Origin of the sequence: Streptomyces ipomoeae 91-03 (genome assembly GCF_000317595.1) — a bacterium.
In the GTDB taxonomy this organism is placed as follows: domain Bacteria; phylum Actinomycetota; class Actinomycetes; order Streptomycetales; family Streptomycetaceae; genus Streptomyces; species Streptomyces ipomoeae.
This window is the reverse complement of sequence record NZ_AEJC01000047.1, coordinates 1-14565: the sequence shown is the minus strand read 5'-3', so window position 1 is coordinate 14565 and position 14565 is coordinate 1. Positions and strand designations below refer to the sequence as shown.

At 68.0% G+C, this 14565-nt stretch carries 13 protein-coding genes; 9 read left to right on the top strand and 4 right to left on the bottom strand.

The features are described 5' to 3' along the window. Nucleotides 1-131: 131 nt before the first annotated feature. Together STRIP9103_RS02525 and STRIP9103_RS02520 are read right to left on the bottom strand one after the other, a co-directional pair. The gene (locus tag STRIP9103_RS02525) at nt 132-1844 is read right to left on the bottom strand and encodes a hypothetical protein (RefSeq protein WP_009296649.1); all 1713 of its coding nucleotides are present in this window, start codon (nt 1842-1844) and stop codon (nt 132-134) included. Between the two features lie 114 nt (nt 1845-1958). Continuing rightward, nucleotides 1959-2168: a hypothetical protein gene (locus STRIP9103_RS02520; protein WP_009296659.1), complete on the bottom strand. Its 210-nt coding sequence runs from the start codon at nt 2166-2168 to the stop codon at nt 1959-1961. A gap of 132 nt (nt 2169-2300) precedes the next feature. On the opposite strand from STRIP9103_RS02520, the gene STRIP9103_RS02515 reads away from it, so the two are divergent. After that, a complete protein-coding gene (locus STRIP9103_RS02515; protein WP_009296657.1) occupies nt 2301-3275 on the top strand; it encodes a carbohydrate kinase family protein in 975 nt (324 codons plus the stop codon). 160 nt (nt 3276-3435) lie between these two features. Here the strand turns inward: STRIP9103_RS02515 and STRIP9103_RS02510 are convergent, their stop codons facing one another. Then, the gene (locus STRIP9103_RS02510) at nt 3436-4812 is read right to left on the bottom strand and encodes a cysteine desulfurase/sulfurtransferase TusA family protein (protein ID WP_009296660.1); all 1377 of its coding nucleotides are present in this window, start codon (nt 4810-4812) and stop codon (nt 3436-3438) included. A gap of 289 nt (nt 4813-5101) precedes the next feature. Between STRIP9103_RS02510 and ctaC the strand changes: the two genes are divergently transcribed. The 4 genes from ctaC (at nt 5102) to STRIP9103_RS02490 (ending at nt 9674) form a co-directional block, all read left to right on the top strand. Further along, nucleotides 5102-6061 (top strand): aa3-type cytochrome oxidase subunit II, encoded by a 960-nt coding sequence (ctaC, locus tag STRIP9103_RS02505; protein WP_009296661.1) that lies wholly within the window; start codon nt 5102-5104, stop codon nt 6059-6061. Then, nucleotides 6058-7806 carry an aa3-type cytochrome oxidase subunit I gene (gene ctaD / locus STRIP9103_RS02500; RefSeq protein WP_009296653.1) on the top strand — a complete coding sequence of 583 codons (1749 nt, stop codon included), beginning with the start codon at nt 6058-6060 and terminating at the stop codon, nt 7804-7806. The genes ctaC and ctaD overlap by 4 nt, the downstream gene beginning before the upstream one ends. After that, the gene (locus STRIP9103_RS02495; protein WP_009296655.1) at nt 7803-8201 is read left to right on the top strand and encodes a cytochrome c oxidase subunit 4; all 399 of its coding nucleotides are present in this window, start codon (nt 7803-7805) and stop codon (nt 8199-8201) included. Before ctaD ends, STRIP9103_RS02495 begins: the two co-directional genes overlap by 4 nt. Before the next feature lie 249 nt (nt 8202-8450). Beyond that, the gene (locus STRIP9103_RS02490) at nt 8451-9674 is read left to right on the top strand and encodes a L,D-transpeptidase (RefSeq protein WP_009296663.1); all 1224 of its coding nucleotides are present in this window, start codon (nt 8451-8453) and stop codon (nt 9672-9674) included. Nucleotides 9675-9782: 108 nt separating this feature from the next. Here STRIP9103_RS02490 and STRIP9103_RS02485 read toward each other — a convergent pair whose 3' ends face one another. After that, on the bottom strand, nt 9783-10187 hold the full coding sequence (locus STRIP9103_RS02485) for a response regulator (RefSeq protein ID WP_009296670.1): 405 nt from the start codon (nt 10185-10187) through the stop codon (nt 9783-9785). A 144-nt stretch (nt 10188-10331) separates the two neighbouring features. Between STRIP9103_RS02485 and ctaE the strand changes: the two genes are divergently transcribed. The 4 genes from ctaE to qcrB all read left to right on the top strand — a co-directional run bounded on the left by ctaE (nt 10332) and on the right by qcrB (nt 14544). Further along, complete coding sequence (gene ctaE, locus STRIP9103_RS02480) at nt 10332-10952, top strand: aa3-type cytochrome oxidase subunit III (RefSeq protein WP_048819560.1); 621 nt, start codon at nt 10332-10334, stop codon at nt 10950-10952. A gap of 96 nt (nt 10953-11048) precedes the next feature. Continuing rightward, nucleotides 11049-11858 carry a cytochrome bc1 complex diheme cytochrome c subunit gene (qcrC, locus tag STRIP9103_RS02475; RefSeq protein WP_009296668.1) on the top strand — a complete coding sequence of 270 codons (810 nt, stop codon included), beginning with the start codon at nt 11049-11051 and terminating at the stop codon, nt 11856-11858. Beyond that, nucleotides 11855-12910, top strand: coding sequence for a cytochrome bc1 complex Rieske iron-sulfur subunit (gene qcrA / locus STRIP9103_RS02470; RefSeq protein ID WP_009296665.1), 1056 nt, complete (start codon nt 11855-11857; stop codon nt 12908-12910). The genes qcrC and qcrA overlap by 4 nt, the downstream gene beginning before the upstream one ends. After that, a complete protein-coding gene (gene qcrB, locus STRIP9103_RS02465; protein WP_009296651.1) occupies nt 12907-14544 on the top strand; it encodes a cytochrome bc1 complex cytochrome b subunit in 1638 nt (545 codons plus the stop codon). Before qcrA ends, qcrB begins: the two co-directional genes overlap by 4 nt. The last annotated feature ends 21 nt before the right edge of the window (nt 14545-14565 follow it).

Sequence of the window (14565 nt, the reverse complement as noted above, 5' to 3'; positions counted from 1 at the left end):
GAGGCCGCGGACGTGTTCAGCCTGGCCGCGACTCTGGTGCATGCGGCCTTCGTATATATGTGCTCTATGTGCGCTGGTGTATGTGTGCCGGCACGGACCTCGGGCATCACCGCGGCGGTGCCACTGCGGTACTACTGCGGCTCCAGCTCCGCGATCCCGCCCTCCGGGATCTCCTTGCCGTCCGAGCCGACCACCTTGCGGTCGCCGAGCGGCTGGTCGAGCCGCACGGTCCGCTCCACCACCTTGGCGATCATGATGCAGACCTTGCCCTCCCACGGGGTGTCGGTCACGGTGACCGTCACCTTGCCCTTCTCCTCGGTCGCCGAGGCCGAGTAGTCGCTGCACACCCCGCCCCAGAAGGACACGGTCAGCTCCTTGCCGTCGGCCGTGTAGCCCTGGATCTCGACATCGCGGGACGTGGGACCGGTGGTCGGGTCGTCGCCGGGCCGCTCGGTCGGCTCTGAGCGCGGCTCCGGCGAGGCCAGGTACTTCGGGTCGACCGCCGGATGCGTGACGGTGTAGCTCTCCCCGGCCCCCGTCGGCCGTACCTCGAACATCCAGGACGGCACCAGCGCCGGCCGCCCGTCCACATGGTGCGAGGCGAGCCCGAACACCGCGTTCTCGACGGTCACGGCCTCCGGCTTCGGCAGCGTCGTCGCCGGCTCGCACGGTGACTCGTCCGCCCTGATCGTTCCGTTGCCCCCGTCCATCGGTACGGGAGTGGCGCAGCCGCCGAGGTCCTCGCGCGCGGTGCCGACGCCCTGCCCCGAGCCGTTCATCAGGTCCAGGGCCCGTTCCGCGTCGACCACGGGGTACGTGTCGCCCTTCACCGGGGCCTTCAGGTTGCCGCTGCCGGCGACCACTTGGCCGTCGGCGCCCACCTGGACGCCGGTCGCCCAGCCGTATGTGGGCAGCCCACCGACCTCGGGATCGGCGTTCACCACCCGGATGGCCCCGATGAGCCGGGTGGCGTCCACCTTGGCGTCGTCCTGGCCGACGGCCTTCAGGATCGGGGCCGCCGCCTTCTCGGCGACCGCCTCGCTCACCGGATCCGCGGCCTCGGCACCCCCGGCCGTCGTACCGGCGGTGCAGACGTCGACCTTCTGGCAGTTGTCGGTGCCCTGCGCGTACCGGTTGAACGTCCAGGTCCCCGGCGACTGCTTGCCGACCTGGAGACTCGCCCCCGAACCGTCGGCCACGCTCCCGACCCGCCAGGTCTCGCCCTCGGCCGTCGGCTTGCCCTCCATGCCGAGTGCCTTCGCGAGGCGGGCCACCTCGGCGGCCGTGACCTCGCCCTTCACGGAGTACACCGGGGCCGAGTCGGGACCGTCGGGCAGCTCACCGTCCGCGCGATACGTCACGCCGTTGGGGTTGGGCTCACCGGGGGCTATGCCGTTGGAACCGCCCCCGCCGTAGCCGTCGAGCGCCAGCGCCGGGGGAGTGCCGTCGCCTCCGGAAGCAGCGGACCCACCGGAACCTTCCGAACCCCCGGACGCGCTCGTCGCCAGATACGCCCCACCGACCCCGACCAGCAGTACCGTGGCGGCCACCGCCGCGACAGCCACCCGAGGACGGCGCCGCCGGGGCTTCCCGGCACCACCGACCTCGACGACATGACCGTCGTCGGCGCCGACATCAGGCTCGACCTCACGGGCGGCGTCAGACGCGCCCTCGTCGGCCTCGTCGGCCTCGTCGGAGGGGTCGGGCCCGGCCTTGTCGGCCGCGTCGGGCCCGGCCTCAGCGGCCTCGGTGACGTCATCCCCGACCGCCCCGATCCGCTCCGTGGCGTCGGGCTCGGGGCCCTCGTCCGGGGTCTCGGGGTTGTCGGGTCGCTCGGAGTTCACCGCATCGCTCCTTCGGCTGGTCGTACACCGCATCCCCTATACGGGGGACAGCGATGGGACGCGGCGCGGGAGCAAGCGGTTCCCACTGGGGATCGATGAAACCGCGCGGTGACCTCAGTCGCCGTAGTCGGACATCGCGTCCACGAGCCGCGCGGAGGTCGCCGGCACCGTCACCCCATGGATGAGCGAAGGGGACACCGGAGCCGTAATGACCTTCGCGGGGGCGGCCCAGTGCGAGACCATCCGGGCGCAGTCGCCGCGCAGCGCCGCGAGGTCGCCGTCCAGGTCGAACGGGACGGTGCCATGGATCTTGGGGTTCGTCATAACGGCACCGTATGCACTGGGAACCTCACGAAGAAAGCCCTACTATCGGGTAGTTTTGCCTGCTTCAGGGCGCGCGGACGACCCGGTAGCGTGAACTGTCAATCCTCTCTCCCGCAGGAGCGTGTCCTCGCCGTGCGTATCGCAGTCTCCGGCTCCATCGCCACAGACCATCTGATGACCTTCCCGGGCCGCTTCGCCGACCAACTCGTCGCGGACCAACTGCACACGGTCTCCCTCTCCTTCCTCGTCGACCAGCTGGACGTACGCCGAGGCGGCGTCGGCGCGAACATCGCGTTCGGCATGGGACAGCTCGGCACCAACCCGATCCTGGTCGGCGCGGCGGGCGCCGACTTCGACGAGTACCGCGCGTGGCTCGACCGGCACGGTGTGGACACGGCCTCGGTGCGCATCTCCGAGACCCTGCACACGGCCCGCTTCGTATGCACCACGGACGCCGACCACAACCAGATCGGCTCCTTCTACACCGGCGCGATGAGCGAGGCCCGCCTCATCGAGCTGAAGACCGTCGCGGACCGGATCGGCGGCCTCGACCTCGTCCTCATCGGCGCCGACGACCCCAAGGCGATGCTCCGTCACACCGAGGAGTGCCGCTCCCGGAGCATCCCGTTCGCCGCCGACTTCTCCCAGCAGATCGCGCGCATGGACGGCGACGAGATCCGGATACTGCTGGACGGCGCCACGTACCTCTTCTCCAACGAGTACGAGAAGGGCCTCATCGAGTCCAAGACCGGCTGGTCGGACGCCGAGATCCTCGGCAAGGTCGGCCACCGGGTGACCACCCTCGGCGCGCAGGGCGTCCGCATCGAGCGGGCCGGTCACGACCCCATCGAGGTCGGCTGCCCCGACGAGGAGCGCAAGGCCGACCCCACGGGCGTCGGCGACGCCTTCCGCGCCGGGTTCCTGTCCGGGCTGGCGTGGGAGGTCTCGCTGGAGCGGGCCGCGCAGGTGGGGTGCATGCTCGCGACCCTCGTCATCGAGACGGTCGGTACGCAGGAGTACGAGCTGCGGCGGGGCCACTTCATGCAGCGGTTCACCAAGGCGTACGGGGATGACGCCGCCCGGGAGGTTCAGGCGCACCTGGGCTAGAGGGGGCCTCGGCGACTTCTGGGTCGCTTCGGTGGGTGCGTTGTCGACTGCCGGTTCGATGTGGCTGGTCGCGCCCACGCGGCGGAGCCGCATATCGACACAGCCCCGCGCCCCTTTCGGGCCTGCGGCCCGTCAAGAGCGCGGGGGACCCCCCATCCCCTCAGCTCGCCCTTCGCACCACATACGCCGTACCCCTCTCCGCCTCCTCTTCCCCCACGTACTCCTGCCCCCGCATCTCGCACCACGCCGGGATGTCCAGGCGGGCCGCCTCGTCGTCCGACAGGACGCGGATCGTGCCCCCCACCGGCACGTCGCCGATGACCTTCGCCAGCTCGATGACCGGGATCGGGCAGCGCTTGCCGAGGGCGTCCACGAGCAGGGCGTCCTCGTGTGCGACGGTCGTGGGGACCGGTGCCCCCAGCTTCTCCCGGACCGTCGCGACCGTGTCCGGCAGCACCGACAGGAAGCGCTCGACGTCCTCCTCCGGCGTCCCCGGCGGCAGCGACACCCGGACGTTGCCCTCGCTGAGCACACCCATGGCCTTCAGCACATGGCTCGGCGTCAACGTGCTGCTCGTACAGGACGACCCGGAAGAGACAGAGAATCCTTCACGGTCCAGCTCGTGCAGCAATGTCTCCCCGTCGACATAGAGACACGAGAAGGTGACGATGCCCGGCAGTCGGCGCGTCGGGTCCCCGACCACCTCGACATCCGCTACCAGCGACGGCACCCGGGCCCGGATACGGTCCGTCAACTCCCGTAGACGTACGGCCTCGGCGGCGGCCTCCGCCCGTACGGCCCGCAGCGAGGCCGCCGCCGCCACGATCGCCGGGATGTTCTCGAAGCCGGCGGCCCGCCCGGACTCCCGCTCGTCGGCGGGGCCTTGAGCCGCGAACCGCACACCCTTCCGTACGACGAGCAGACCGACTCCGGACGGGCCACCCCACTTATGGGCGCTGCCGGTCAACACGGACCAGTCCCCGTCGACCCGCCCCCACCCCAACGACTGCGCCGCGTCCACCAGCAACGGCACCCCGGCCTCCCGGCACACCGCCGCCACCTCGGCCACCGGCTGCTCCGTCCCCACCTCGTGGTTGGCGGACTGCAGACAGGCCAGCGCGGTGTCGGGACGCAGGGCCTCGGCGTACGCCCTCGCATCGACGGCGCCGAGCCGGTCCACACCCACCTGGGTGACCGTCCCGCCCCCGGCCTCGTGCACCTCCGCCGCATGCAGCACCGAAGAGTGTTCGACCGCCGACACCATCAGGTGACTCCCGACCCGCCGCCGTCCCGCCAACACCCCCGCGATCCCGGAGTGCACGGCACGTGTTCCGGAGGACGTGAACACCAGTTCGTCGGCTCGGCATCCCACGGCCTCGGCGGCGGCCTCCCGAGCGGCGTCCAGCAGGAGCCGGGCCCGACGGCCCTCCCGGTACAGCCGAGCGGGGTCGGCCCACCCCTCGTCCAGAGAGGCCAGCAACGCCTGCCGGGCAACGGGATGAAGGGGAGCGGATGAAGCAGCGTCGAAGTAGCCCACAGGCCAACGCTATAAGCAGGGGCTCAGGACGGCGCCCCAAAGGGGCGCGAGGAACTGCGCGACCAGCCACAAACCACCCGCACCCGCCAAAACACCCGAACCCCCGAGCTGTTAGGCGCCCGGCGTGACCCCCGGCGCGTTGGTACCCCCTCCCCGCGACCCCCCGGAGGGCGTCGGCTAGGGTTTGGTCCGCATAAACATCCAAACCCCTGCCCGACGCAGGGCGGCGACCGACCAGCGAGAAGGCCGCAGCCATACCGCGCGGGCGAGACTCTCGGGAAGGCGCTACGTGAGTCCCAACGGCTCCGACCGCTCGCCGCGGCGCCCGATGCGGCGGAAGCTGCTGCAGGCACTGACTGCGGGCCTGGTCCTGGCGACCGCCACCGGTTGCACATACAAGGACTTCCCCCGCCTTGGTATGCCCACCCCGACCACGGAAGAGGCTCCGCGGATCCTCTCCCTGTGGCAGGGCTCGTGGGCGGCCGCGCTCGCCACGGGCGTACTGGTCTGGGGCCTGATCCTGTGGAGTGCTTTCTTCCACCGGCGCAGCCGCACCAAGGTCGAAGTTCCCCCACAGACCCGTTACAACATGCCCATCGAGGCGCTGTACACGGTCGTCCCGCTGATCATCGTCTCGGTGCTCTTCTACTTCACCGCCCGCGACGAGTCGGAGCTCCTCGACACGTCGAAGAAGCCCGACGTCACCGTCAACGTCGTCGGCTTCCAGTGGAGCTGGTGCTTCAACTACATCGAGAACGTCGACGGCTCGACCGGTGACGCGAAGACCGACGAGAACCTGGACGCGATTCCCAGTAAGTGGAAGAACCAGTTCCCGGACAACGCGGGCGGCGTGTACACCTGCGGCATCCCGGGCGACCGGAACCCGCAGACAGGCAACCCCGGCCCCACCCTGTGGCTCCCCGAGGGCAAGACCGTCCGCTTCGTGCTCACCTCGCGTGACGTCATCCACTCCTTCTGGGTGGTGCCGTTCCTGATGAAGCAGGACGTCATCCCGGGCCACACCAATGTGTTCCAGGTGACGCCCAACCATGAGGGCACGTTCCTCGGCAAGTGCGCCGAGCTGTGCGGTGTCGACCACTCCCGGATGCTCTTCAACGTGAAGGTCGTCTCGCAGGAGCGGTACGAGCAGCACCTCAAGGAGCTGGTCGAGAAGGGGCAGACCGGTTACGTCCCGGCGGGCATCGAGCAGACCCAGCACGAGAAGGACCGGGAGACGAACGTACTGTGAGCATCCTCAACGAACCTCAGGGTGCCGCGGCGGCAGGGTCCCACTACGAGGACGAGCAGCCGGTCCGGCGCCAACGCCGTGGTGAGATGGTCGTCAAGTGGCTGACGACCACCGACCACAAGACCATCGGCACGCTGTACCTGGTCACGTCGTTCGCGTTCTTCTGCATCGGCGGCGTCATGGCGCTCTTCATGCGCGCCGAGCTCGCCCGCCCGGGTACGCAGCTCATGTCGAACGAGCAGTTCAACCAGGCGTTCACGATGCACGGCACGATCATGCTGCTGATGTTCGCGACGCCGCTGTTCGCCGGTTTCGCCAACTGGATCATGCCGCTGCAGATCGGCGCGCCCGACGTGGCGTTCCCGCGGCTGAACATGTTCGCCTACTGGCTCTACCTCTTCGGCTCGCTGATCGCGGTGGCCGGCTTCCTCACCCCGCAGGGTGCGGCCGACTTCGGCTGGTTCGCCTACTCCCCGCTGTCGGACGCCGTCCGCTCGCCGGGTGTCGGCGCCGACATGTGGATCATGGGTCTGGCCTTCTCCGGCTTCGGCACGATCCTCGGCTCGGTCAACTTCATCACCACGATCATCTGCATGCGCGCGCCCGGCATGACCATGTTCCGCATGCCGATCTTCACCTGGAACGTGCTGCTGACCGGTGTCCTGGTCCTGCTCGCCTTCCCGGTCCTCGCGGCCGCGCTGTTCGCCCTGGAGGCGGACCGCAAGTTCGGCGCCCATGTCTTCGACGCCTCCAACGGCGGCGCCCTGCTGTGGCAACACCTCTTCTGGTTCTTCGGCCATCCAGAGGTGTACATCATCGCCTTGCCGTTCTTCGGCATCATCTCCGAGGTCATCCCGGTCTTCTCCCGCAAGCCGATGTTCGGCTACATGGGTCTGATCGGCGCGACCATCGCGATCGCCGGCCTCTCCGTGACGGTGTGGGCGCACCACATGTACGTCACCGGTGGCGTGCTCCTTCCGTTCTTCTCCTTCATGACGTTCCTCATCGCCGTACCGACCGGCGTGAAGTTCTTCAACTGGATCGGAACGATGTGGAAGGGCTCGCTGTCCTTCGAGACGCCGATGCTCTGGGCGACCGGCTTCCTGATCACCTTCACCTTCGGTGGTCTGACCGGTGTCATCCTGGCCTCGCCTCCGATGGACTTCCACGTCTCCGACTCGTACTTCGTGGTGGCGCACTTCCACTACGTCGTCTTCGGCACCGTCGTCTTCGCGATGTTCTCCGGCTTCCACTTCTGGTGGCCGAAGTGGACCGGCAAGATGCTGGACGAGCGCCTGGGCAAGATCACCTTCTGGACGCTGTTCATCGGCTTCCACGGCACGTTCCTCGTCCAGCACTGGCTGGGCGCCGAGGGCATGCCGCGTCGTTACGCCGACTACCTGGCGGCCGACGGCTTCACCGCGCTGAACACCATCTCCACGATCAGCTCGTTCGTCCTCGGTCTGTCGATCCTGCCGTTCCTGTACAACGTCTGGAAGACCGCCAAGTACGGCAAGCCCGTCGGCGTCGACGACCCGTGGGGCTACGGCCGTTCGCTGGAGTGGGCGACCTCCTGCCCGCCGCCGCGGCACAACTTCCTCACCCTGCCGCGGATCCGCAGCGAATCCCCGGCGTTCGACCTGCACCACCCGGAGATCGCCGCGCTCGAACAGCTCGCGCACGGCGGCCACGGTGCCAGTGAGCTCGCGGGCAGCGGTGCCAGCGGCAAGGAGGCCGGCAAGTGAAGATCCAGGGCAAGATGTTCATCTGGCTGAGCGTCTTCGTCCTCGCCATGGCGATCGTCTATGGCGTGTGGTCGAAGGAGCCGGCCGGTACCACGGCGCTCTTCCTGGCCTTCGGCCTGTGCATCATGGTCGGCTACTACCTGGCCTTCACGGCCCGGCGCGTCGACGTGGGTGCCCAGGACAACAAGGAGGCCGATGTCGCGGACGACGCCGGCGAGCAGGGCTTCTTCAGCCCGCACAGCTGGCAGCCGCTCTCCCTGGGCATCGGTGGAGCGCTCGCCTTCATGGGTGTCATCTTCGGCTGGTGGCTCCTGTACTTCTCGGCCCCGATCATCATGATCGGCCTGTGGGGCTGGGTCTTCGAGTACTACCGCGGCGAGAACCAGAACCAGTAACACACGCCGAGCACACGGAAGCCCGGACACTCCGACAGGAGGGTCCGGGCTTCCCCCCTTTTGCCGCGCCGGATGTCCCCCACTCGGGTCACCCGACGCGCCACGCTCGACGACCGTTCCTACGTTGGGCTCATGAGCCAATCAGTGTCTTCTCGGGGCGCGACAGCCGGTGTCGAGCGACCGATCGTGCTCGACCCCTCGGACCTCCGTGCGCTCGGCCGCTCGACACCGACGCGCCCGCGCAACCGTATGGTCGTCCACGGCACCCTGCTGGCCCTCTCCCTCGGAGTGGCGATCAGCGCCTGCGATTCCGGCGGCCATCCGCTCTCGGACCGGCCCTACGACGCGGGCGACCACGTCTCCTTCAGCACCCCGACCGGAGAAGGCAAGAAGGCCGACCCGGACAAGCCCCTGGAAGTCACCGCCAGGCATGACGCGCGTATCACCGACGTCACCGCCCTGGACGCCTCAGGACGGTACGTGGCGGGCGAACTCTCCGCCGACGGCAGCCGTTGGCACTCCACGGCGCCGCTCGCCGCCAACGCCCGCTACACGGTCCGCGTGAGCACCGAGGACGACGACGGCGCCTCCGGCCGCGAGGTCCGCTCCTTCCACACCGGCCGCCCCCTCACCAAGAAGCGCCTCGATGTCACCTTCGGCCCCAAGGCGGGCAGATACGGCGTCGGCCAGCCCGTCACCGCCGAACTCGGCACACCGGTCAAGGACAGGGCGGCGCGGGCCGTGGTCGAACGCGCCCTCAAAGTGCGCTCCACCCCCACCGTGGAGGGCGCCTGGCACTGGGTGGACGACAAGAAGCTCCACTACCGCCCCAAGGAGTACTGGCCCGCGCACGCCACCATCCAGGTCCGCAGCAACCTGGACGGCATCAAGATCAGCGATCGAATCCGGGGCGGAAAGGCCAAGCCCCTGACACTGACCACCGGCGACAAGATCGTCGCCCTCACGGACGCCGCGTCGCACCGCATGACCGTCTACAAGAACGACAAGGCCATCAAGAAGATCCCGGTCACCACGGGCAGGCCCGGCTACGACACCCGCAACGGCGTCAAGGTCGTACTGGCCAAGGAAGGCAGCGTTCGCATGACCAGCGCCAGCATCGGCGCCTCGGACTTCTACGACCTGATCGTCCACAGCTCCGTCAGGGTCACCAACAGCGGCGAGTACGTCCACGCCGCCCCCTGGTCCACCGGCGCCCAGGGCTACGCCAACGTCAGCCACGGCTGCACCGGCATGAGCAACGCCGACGCCGAGTGGTTCTACGACACCATCAACGAGGGCGACATCGTCCAGGTCGTCAACTCGGCCGGCGACACCATGGCCCCCTTCGGCAACGGCTACGGCGACTGGAACCTCACCTGGGAGAAGTGGCGAGAGGGCAGCGCACTGGCAGGAGGCAGGAAGCAGCCGCCCGACGCCCGACAGACGGCCCGTTTGAATCCGCAGTCGGTCTGAGGAGCGCCCCGTAAGGGGCGCGGGGCTGTACGGGATCCGCGGCTCCGCCGCGTGGGCGCGATCAACCACGACGATCCCGTAGTCGCCCGAAGAACAGACGCTCCCGAGCTACTGGGCGCTCAACGCCTTCTTCTTACGGAGCAGGGAGGCCAGGGCCGCAGCGAACTCCACCGGCTCCAGCGGCAGCGTCACGGCCCCCTCCGCCCGACTCCACGTGGCAAGCCACGCATCCTGAGGCCGAGCGATCAGCAGAAGCACCGGCGGACAGTTGAACACCTCGTCCTTGATCTGCCGGCACAACCCCATGCCCCCCATGGGCACGGCCTCCCCGTCCAGGACGCAGACGTCGATCCCGCCCTTGTCCAACTCCCTGACAACAGCACCCGGAGTAGCGCACTCCACGAACTCGACCGGGGGCACATCAGGAGCCGGTCGCCGGCCCGAGGCCAGCCGTACCTGTTCGCGGGTGTTGGAGTCGTCGCTGTAGACCAGCACCGTGGCGGTCGGCTGCATTGTTCCTCCGTGACGTCAGCGTCGTAAGGACAGGCCCGTTGCGCGGATGCTACTCCCTTGAACACCACGTCAGCACCGGTACGGAAGGGAGCAACACTCCGAACGGCACCCCCCGGAGTGAGGGCGGGATAAGCGACCGACATAATGTCGGTCGTGGCGACAGCAACGACAGTAGATACCGGGCACGCGCACCCGTCGGTCAACCGGCCGAACCTCACCAGCGTCGGAACCATCATCTGGTTGAGCTCCGAGCTGATGTTCTTCGCGGCCCTCTTCGCGATGTACTTCACCCTGCGATCGGTGACCGGTCCCGAGTTCTGGGCGGAGAAGGCCGATGCCCTGAACTTCCCGTTCTCGGCGACGAACACGACGATCCTGGTGCTTTCCTCCCTCACCTGCCAGCTCGGTGTGTTCGCCGCCGAGCGCGGGGATGTGAAGAAGCTCCGGATGTGGTTCATCGTCACCTTCATCATGGGCGCGATCTTCATCGGCGGTCAGGTCTTCGAGTACACCGAGCTGGTCAAGCACGAGGGCCTGTCGCTCTCGTCCGACCCGTACGGCTCGGTCTTCTACCTGACCACCGGCTTCCACGGCCTGCACGTGACGGGCGGCCTCATCGCCTTCCTGCTGGTCCTCGGCCGCACGTACGCGGCCCGGAGGTTCACCCACGAGCAGGCGACGGCGGCCATCGTCGTGTCCTACTACTGGCACTTCGTCGATGTCGTCTGGATCGGCCTCTTCGCCACGATCTACATGATCAAGTAATCGGGCGCCGGGCCGGGTGGAGCAAGCGCCCGCCTCGAGCCGAGAACGACCCTTCCAGAAGCACCGACGCAGAAGATCCTGACACCGGGGTAATCCGTGAAAAAGCTCTCCGCACGACGACGCCATCCGCTGGCGGCGTTCGTCGTCCTACTCATCGCGCTGGCGGCCACCGGGGGGCTGTTCTACGCCTTCGCGCCTGCGGAAAACGCGCGAGCCGATGAAACCGCCCAGACCCTCACCATCGAGGAGGGCAAGAAGCTCTACGCCGTCGGCTGCGCGAGCTGCCACGGCACCGGCGGTCAGGGCACCACCGACGGGCCTTCCCTGGTGGGCGTGGGCGCGGCGGCCGTCGACTTCCAGGTCGGCACCGGCCGTATGCCCGCCCAGCAGCCGGGCGCGCAGATCCCGCGCAAGAAGGTCGTCTACAAGCAGGCGCAGATCGACCAGCTCGCGGCGTACATCGCCTCCCTGGGCTCTGGTCCGGAGATCCCGTCCGAGAACGCGTACAACCCCGAGGGCGCGGACATCGCCGAGGGCGGCGAGCTCTTCCGTACCAACTGTGCTCAGTGCCACAACTTCACCGGCAAGGGCGGCGCGCTGTCCGAGGGCAAGTACGCGCCGAGCCTTGAGGGTGTCGACCCGAAGCACATCTACGAGGCCATGCAGACCGGCCCGCAGAACATGCCGTCCTTCCCCGACACCACGATGTCGGAGGAGAACAAGAAGGACATCATCGCGTACCTCGAAGCGGTCAACAGCGACGACACCGTTGAGCCCGGTGGCCTCAACCTCGGCGGACTCGGTCCGGTCAGCGAGGGCCTCTTCGGCTGGATCTTCGGGCTCGGCGCGCTGATCGCCGTCGCCGTCTGGGTCGCCGCTCGGACCGCAAAGGCCAAGAAGTCATGAGTAGCCAAGACATTCCAGAAGAGAACCTGCCCGCTGAGCAGGACGCGCACGGCGCGGTGAAGGTGGCGAACGAGGAGAACCCGTTCGCCGACCCTGGCCTCCCGCCTCACGAGCACCGGATCCAGGACATCGACGAGCGGGCCGCCAAGCGGTCCGAGCGCACGGTCGCCCTGCTGTTCACGGTGTCGATGCTGTCCACCGTCGGCTTCATCGCCTCGTACCTGACGATCGACGTCGACAAGTCGGTCTTCATCTGGCCGTTCGGTCACATCAGCGCGCTGAACTTCGCGCTGGGCAGCACCCTCGGTCTGGCCCTGTTCTGCATCGGCGCCGGCGCGGTCCACTGGGCCCGCACGCTGATGTCGGACGTGGAGATCGCTGACGAGCGACACCCGATCGAGGCCTCGCCCGAGGTCAAGGCGAAGGTCCTCGCCGACTTCAAGCAGGGCGCCAAGGAGTCCGCGCTCGGCCGTCGCAAGCTGATCCGCACCACGATGTTCGGCGCGCTGGCCCTGTTCCCGCTCTCCGGCGTCATGCTGCTGGGCGGCCTCGGCCCGGCGCCCGGCACCAAGCTGCGGCACACCACATGGGCCAAGGGCAAGAAGCTCGTCAACATGAACACCATGGAGCCGCTGCGTCCCTCCGACGTCGCGGTCGGGTCGCTGACCTTCGCCATGCCGGACGGTCTGGACGAGCACGACCACGACTTCCAGAAGAACATCGCCAAGGACGCCCTGATGATCGTCCGGCTCCAGCCGGACGACATCAAGGACAAGCGCGAGCTGGAGTGGTCGCACGAGGGCATCGTGGCGTTCTCGAAGATCTGCACCCACGTCGGTTGCCCGATCTCCCTGTACGAGCAGCAGACGCACCATGTGCTCTGCCCCTGCCACCAGTCCACCTTCGACCTCGCCGACGGCGGTCGGGTCATCTTCGGCCCTGCGGGTCACGCCCTTCCGCAGCTGAGGATCACCGTCGGTGATGACGGCTACCTCGAAGCGGTGAGTGACTTCGAAGAGCCCGTCGGTCCTGCCTTCTGGGAGCGCGGATGAGCACTACGACCACCACCGACTCGCGCTCGCGCGGGAAGGCACCGGCCGGCGAGCGCGTCGCCGACTGGGCCGACGGCCGGCTCGGGATCTACTCCCTGGCCAAGGCCAACATGCGCAAGATCTTCCCCGACCACTGGTCGTTCATGTTGGGCGAGGTCGCGCTCTACAGCTTCATCATCATCATCCTCACGGGTGTGTACCTGACGCTGTTCTTCCACCCGTCGATGAACGAGGTGGAGTACAACGGCCCGTACGTCCCGCTGCAGGGCCAGCTGATGTCCGAGGCGTTCAACTCGACCATGCACATCTCCTTCGAGGTGCGCGGTGGTCTGCTGATCCGGCAGATCCACCACTGGGCGGCGCTGATCTTCCTCGCGGCGATGTTCGTGCACATGATGCGCGTGTTCTTCACGGGCGCGTTCCGCAAGCCGCGTGAGATCAACTGGCTGTTCGGCTTCCTGCTGTTCGTCCTCGGCATGTTCACCGGCTTCACCGGTTACTCGCTCCCGGACGACCTGCTCTCCGGCACCGGTGTCCGCTTCATGGAGGGCGCGGTCCTGTCCGTGCCGATCGTCGGCACGTACCTGGCGTTCTTCCTCTTCGGCGGGGAGTTCCCGGGCGGCGACTTCGTGGCACGCTTCTACTCGGTCCACGTCCTGCTGCTGCCGGGCATCATGCTCGGCCTCGTGGTGGCCCACCTGATCCTGGTCTTCTACCACAAGCACACGCAGTTCGCGGGCCCCGGCAAGACCAACAACAACGTGGTCGGCATGCCGCTGCTGCCGGTCTACATGGCCAAGGCCGGAGGCTTCTTCTTCCTGGTCTTCGGTGTCGTCGCGGTGATCGCGGCGCTCTTCCAGATCAACCCGATCTGGGCCATGGGCCCGTACCGCCCGGACCAGGTGTCCACCGGTGCGCAGCCCGACTGGTACATGGGATTCTCCGAGGGCCTCATCCGTGCCATGCCGGGCTGGGAGATCAACTTCGCGGGCCACACACTCGTCCTGGGCGTGTTCGTCCCGCTGATGATCTTCCCGATGGTCCTGGCGGCGATCGCGGTCTACCCGTTCATCGAGTCCTGGGTCACCGGCGACAAGCGCGAGCACCACATTCTCGACCGGCCGCGCAACGCTCCGACGCGCACGGCCATCGGTGTCGCCTGGATCACCTGGTACGTGGTCATGCTGATCGGCGGCGGCAACGACCTGTTCGCGACCCACTTCCACCTGTCGATCAACGCGGTGACCTGGTTCGTCCGGATCGCGTTCTTCGTGGCCCCGGTCATCGCGTTCATCGTCACCAAGCGGATCTGCCTCGGCCTCCAGCGCCGTGACAGGGACAAGGTGCTGCACGGTCGCGAGACCGGCATCATCAAGCGTCTGCCGCACGGGGAGTTCATCGAGGTGCACGAGCCGCTCAGCCAGGAGCAGCTGCACACGCTCACCGCGCACGACCAGTACAAGCCGGCCGAGATCGGTCCGGCGGTCGACGAGAACGGCGTCGCCCGCAAGATCACTCGCCGCGAGAAGCTCCGCGCCAAGCTGAGCAAGGGCTACTACAGCGACGACAACCAGATCGTCAAGCCCACCGTCGAGGAGTACAAGGAGATCATGAGCGGCCACGGCCACCACTGATCGCTTCGCTTCGCCACACCA

Coding starts and splice junctions, on each gene's coding strand:
- STRIP9103_RS02520 (WP_009296659.1), bottom strand. CDS start 2,168: ATGACGAACCCCAAGATCCATGGCACCGTCCCGTTCGACCTGGACGGC.
- STRIP9103_RS02490 (WP_009296663.1), top strand. CDS start 8,451: ATGGTCGTCCACGGCACCCTGCTGGCCCTCTCCCTCGGAGTGGCGATC.
- STRIP9103_RS02485 (WP_009296670.1), bottom strand. CDS start 10,187: ATGCAGCCGACCGCCACGGTGCTGGTCTACAGCGACGACTCCAACACC.
- ctaE (WP_048819560.1), top strand. CDS start 10,332: ATGTCGGTCGTGGCGACAGCAACGACAGTAGATACCGGGCACGCGCAC.
- qcrA (WP_009296665.1), top strand. CDS start 11,855: ATGAGTAGCCAAGACATTCCAGAAGAGAACCTGCCCGCTGAGCAGGAC.
- qcrB (WP_009296651.1), top strand. CDS start 12,907: ATGAGCACTACGACCACCACCGACTCGCGCTCGCGCGGGAAGGCACCG.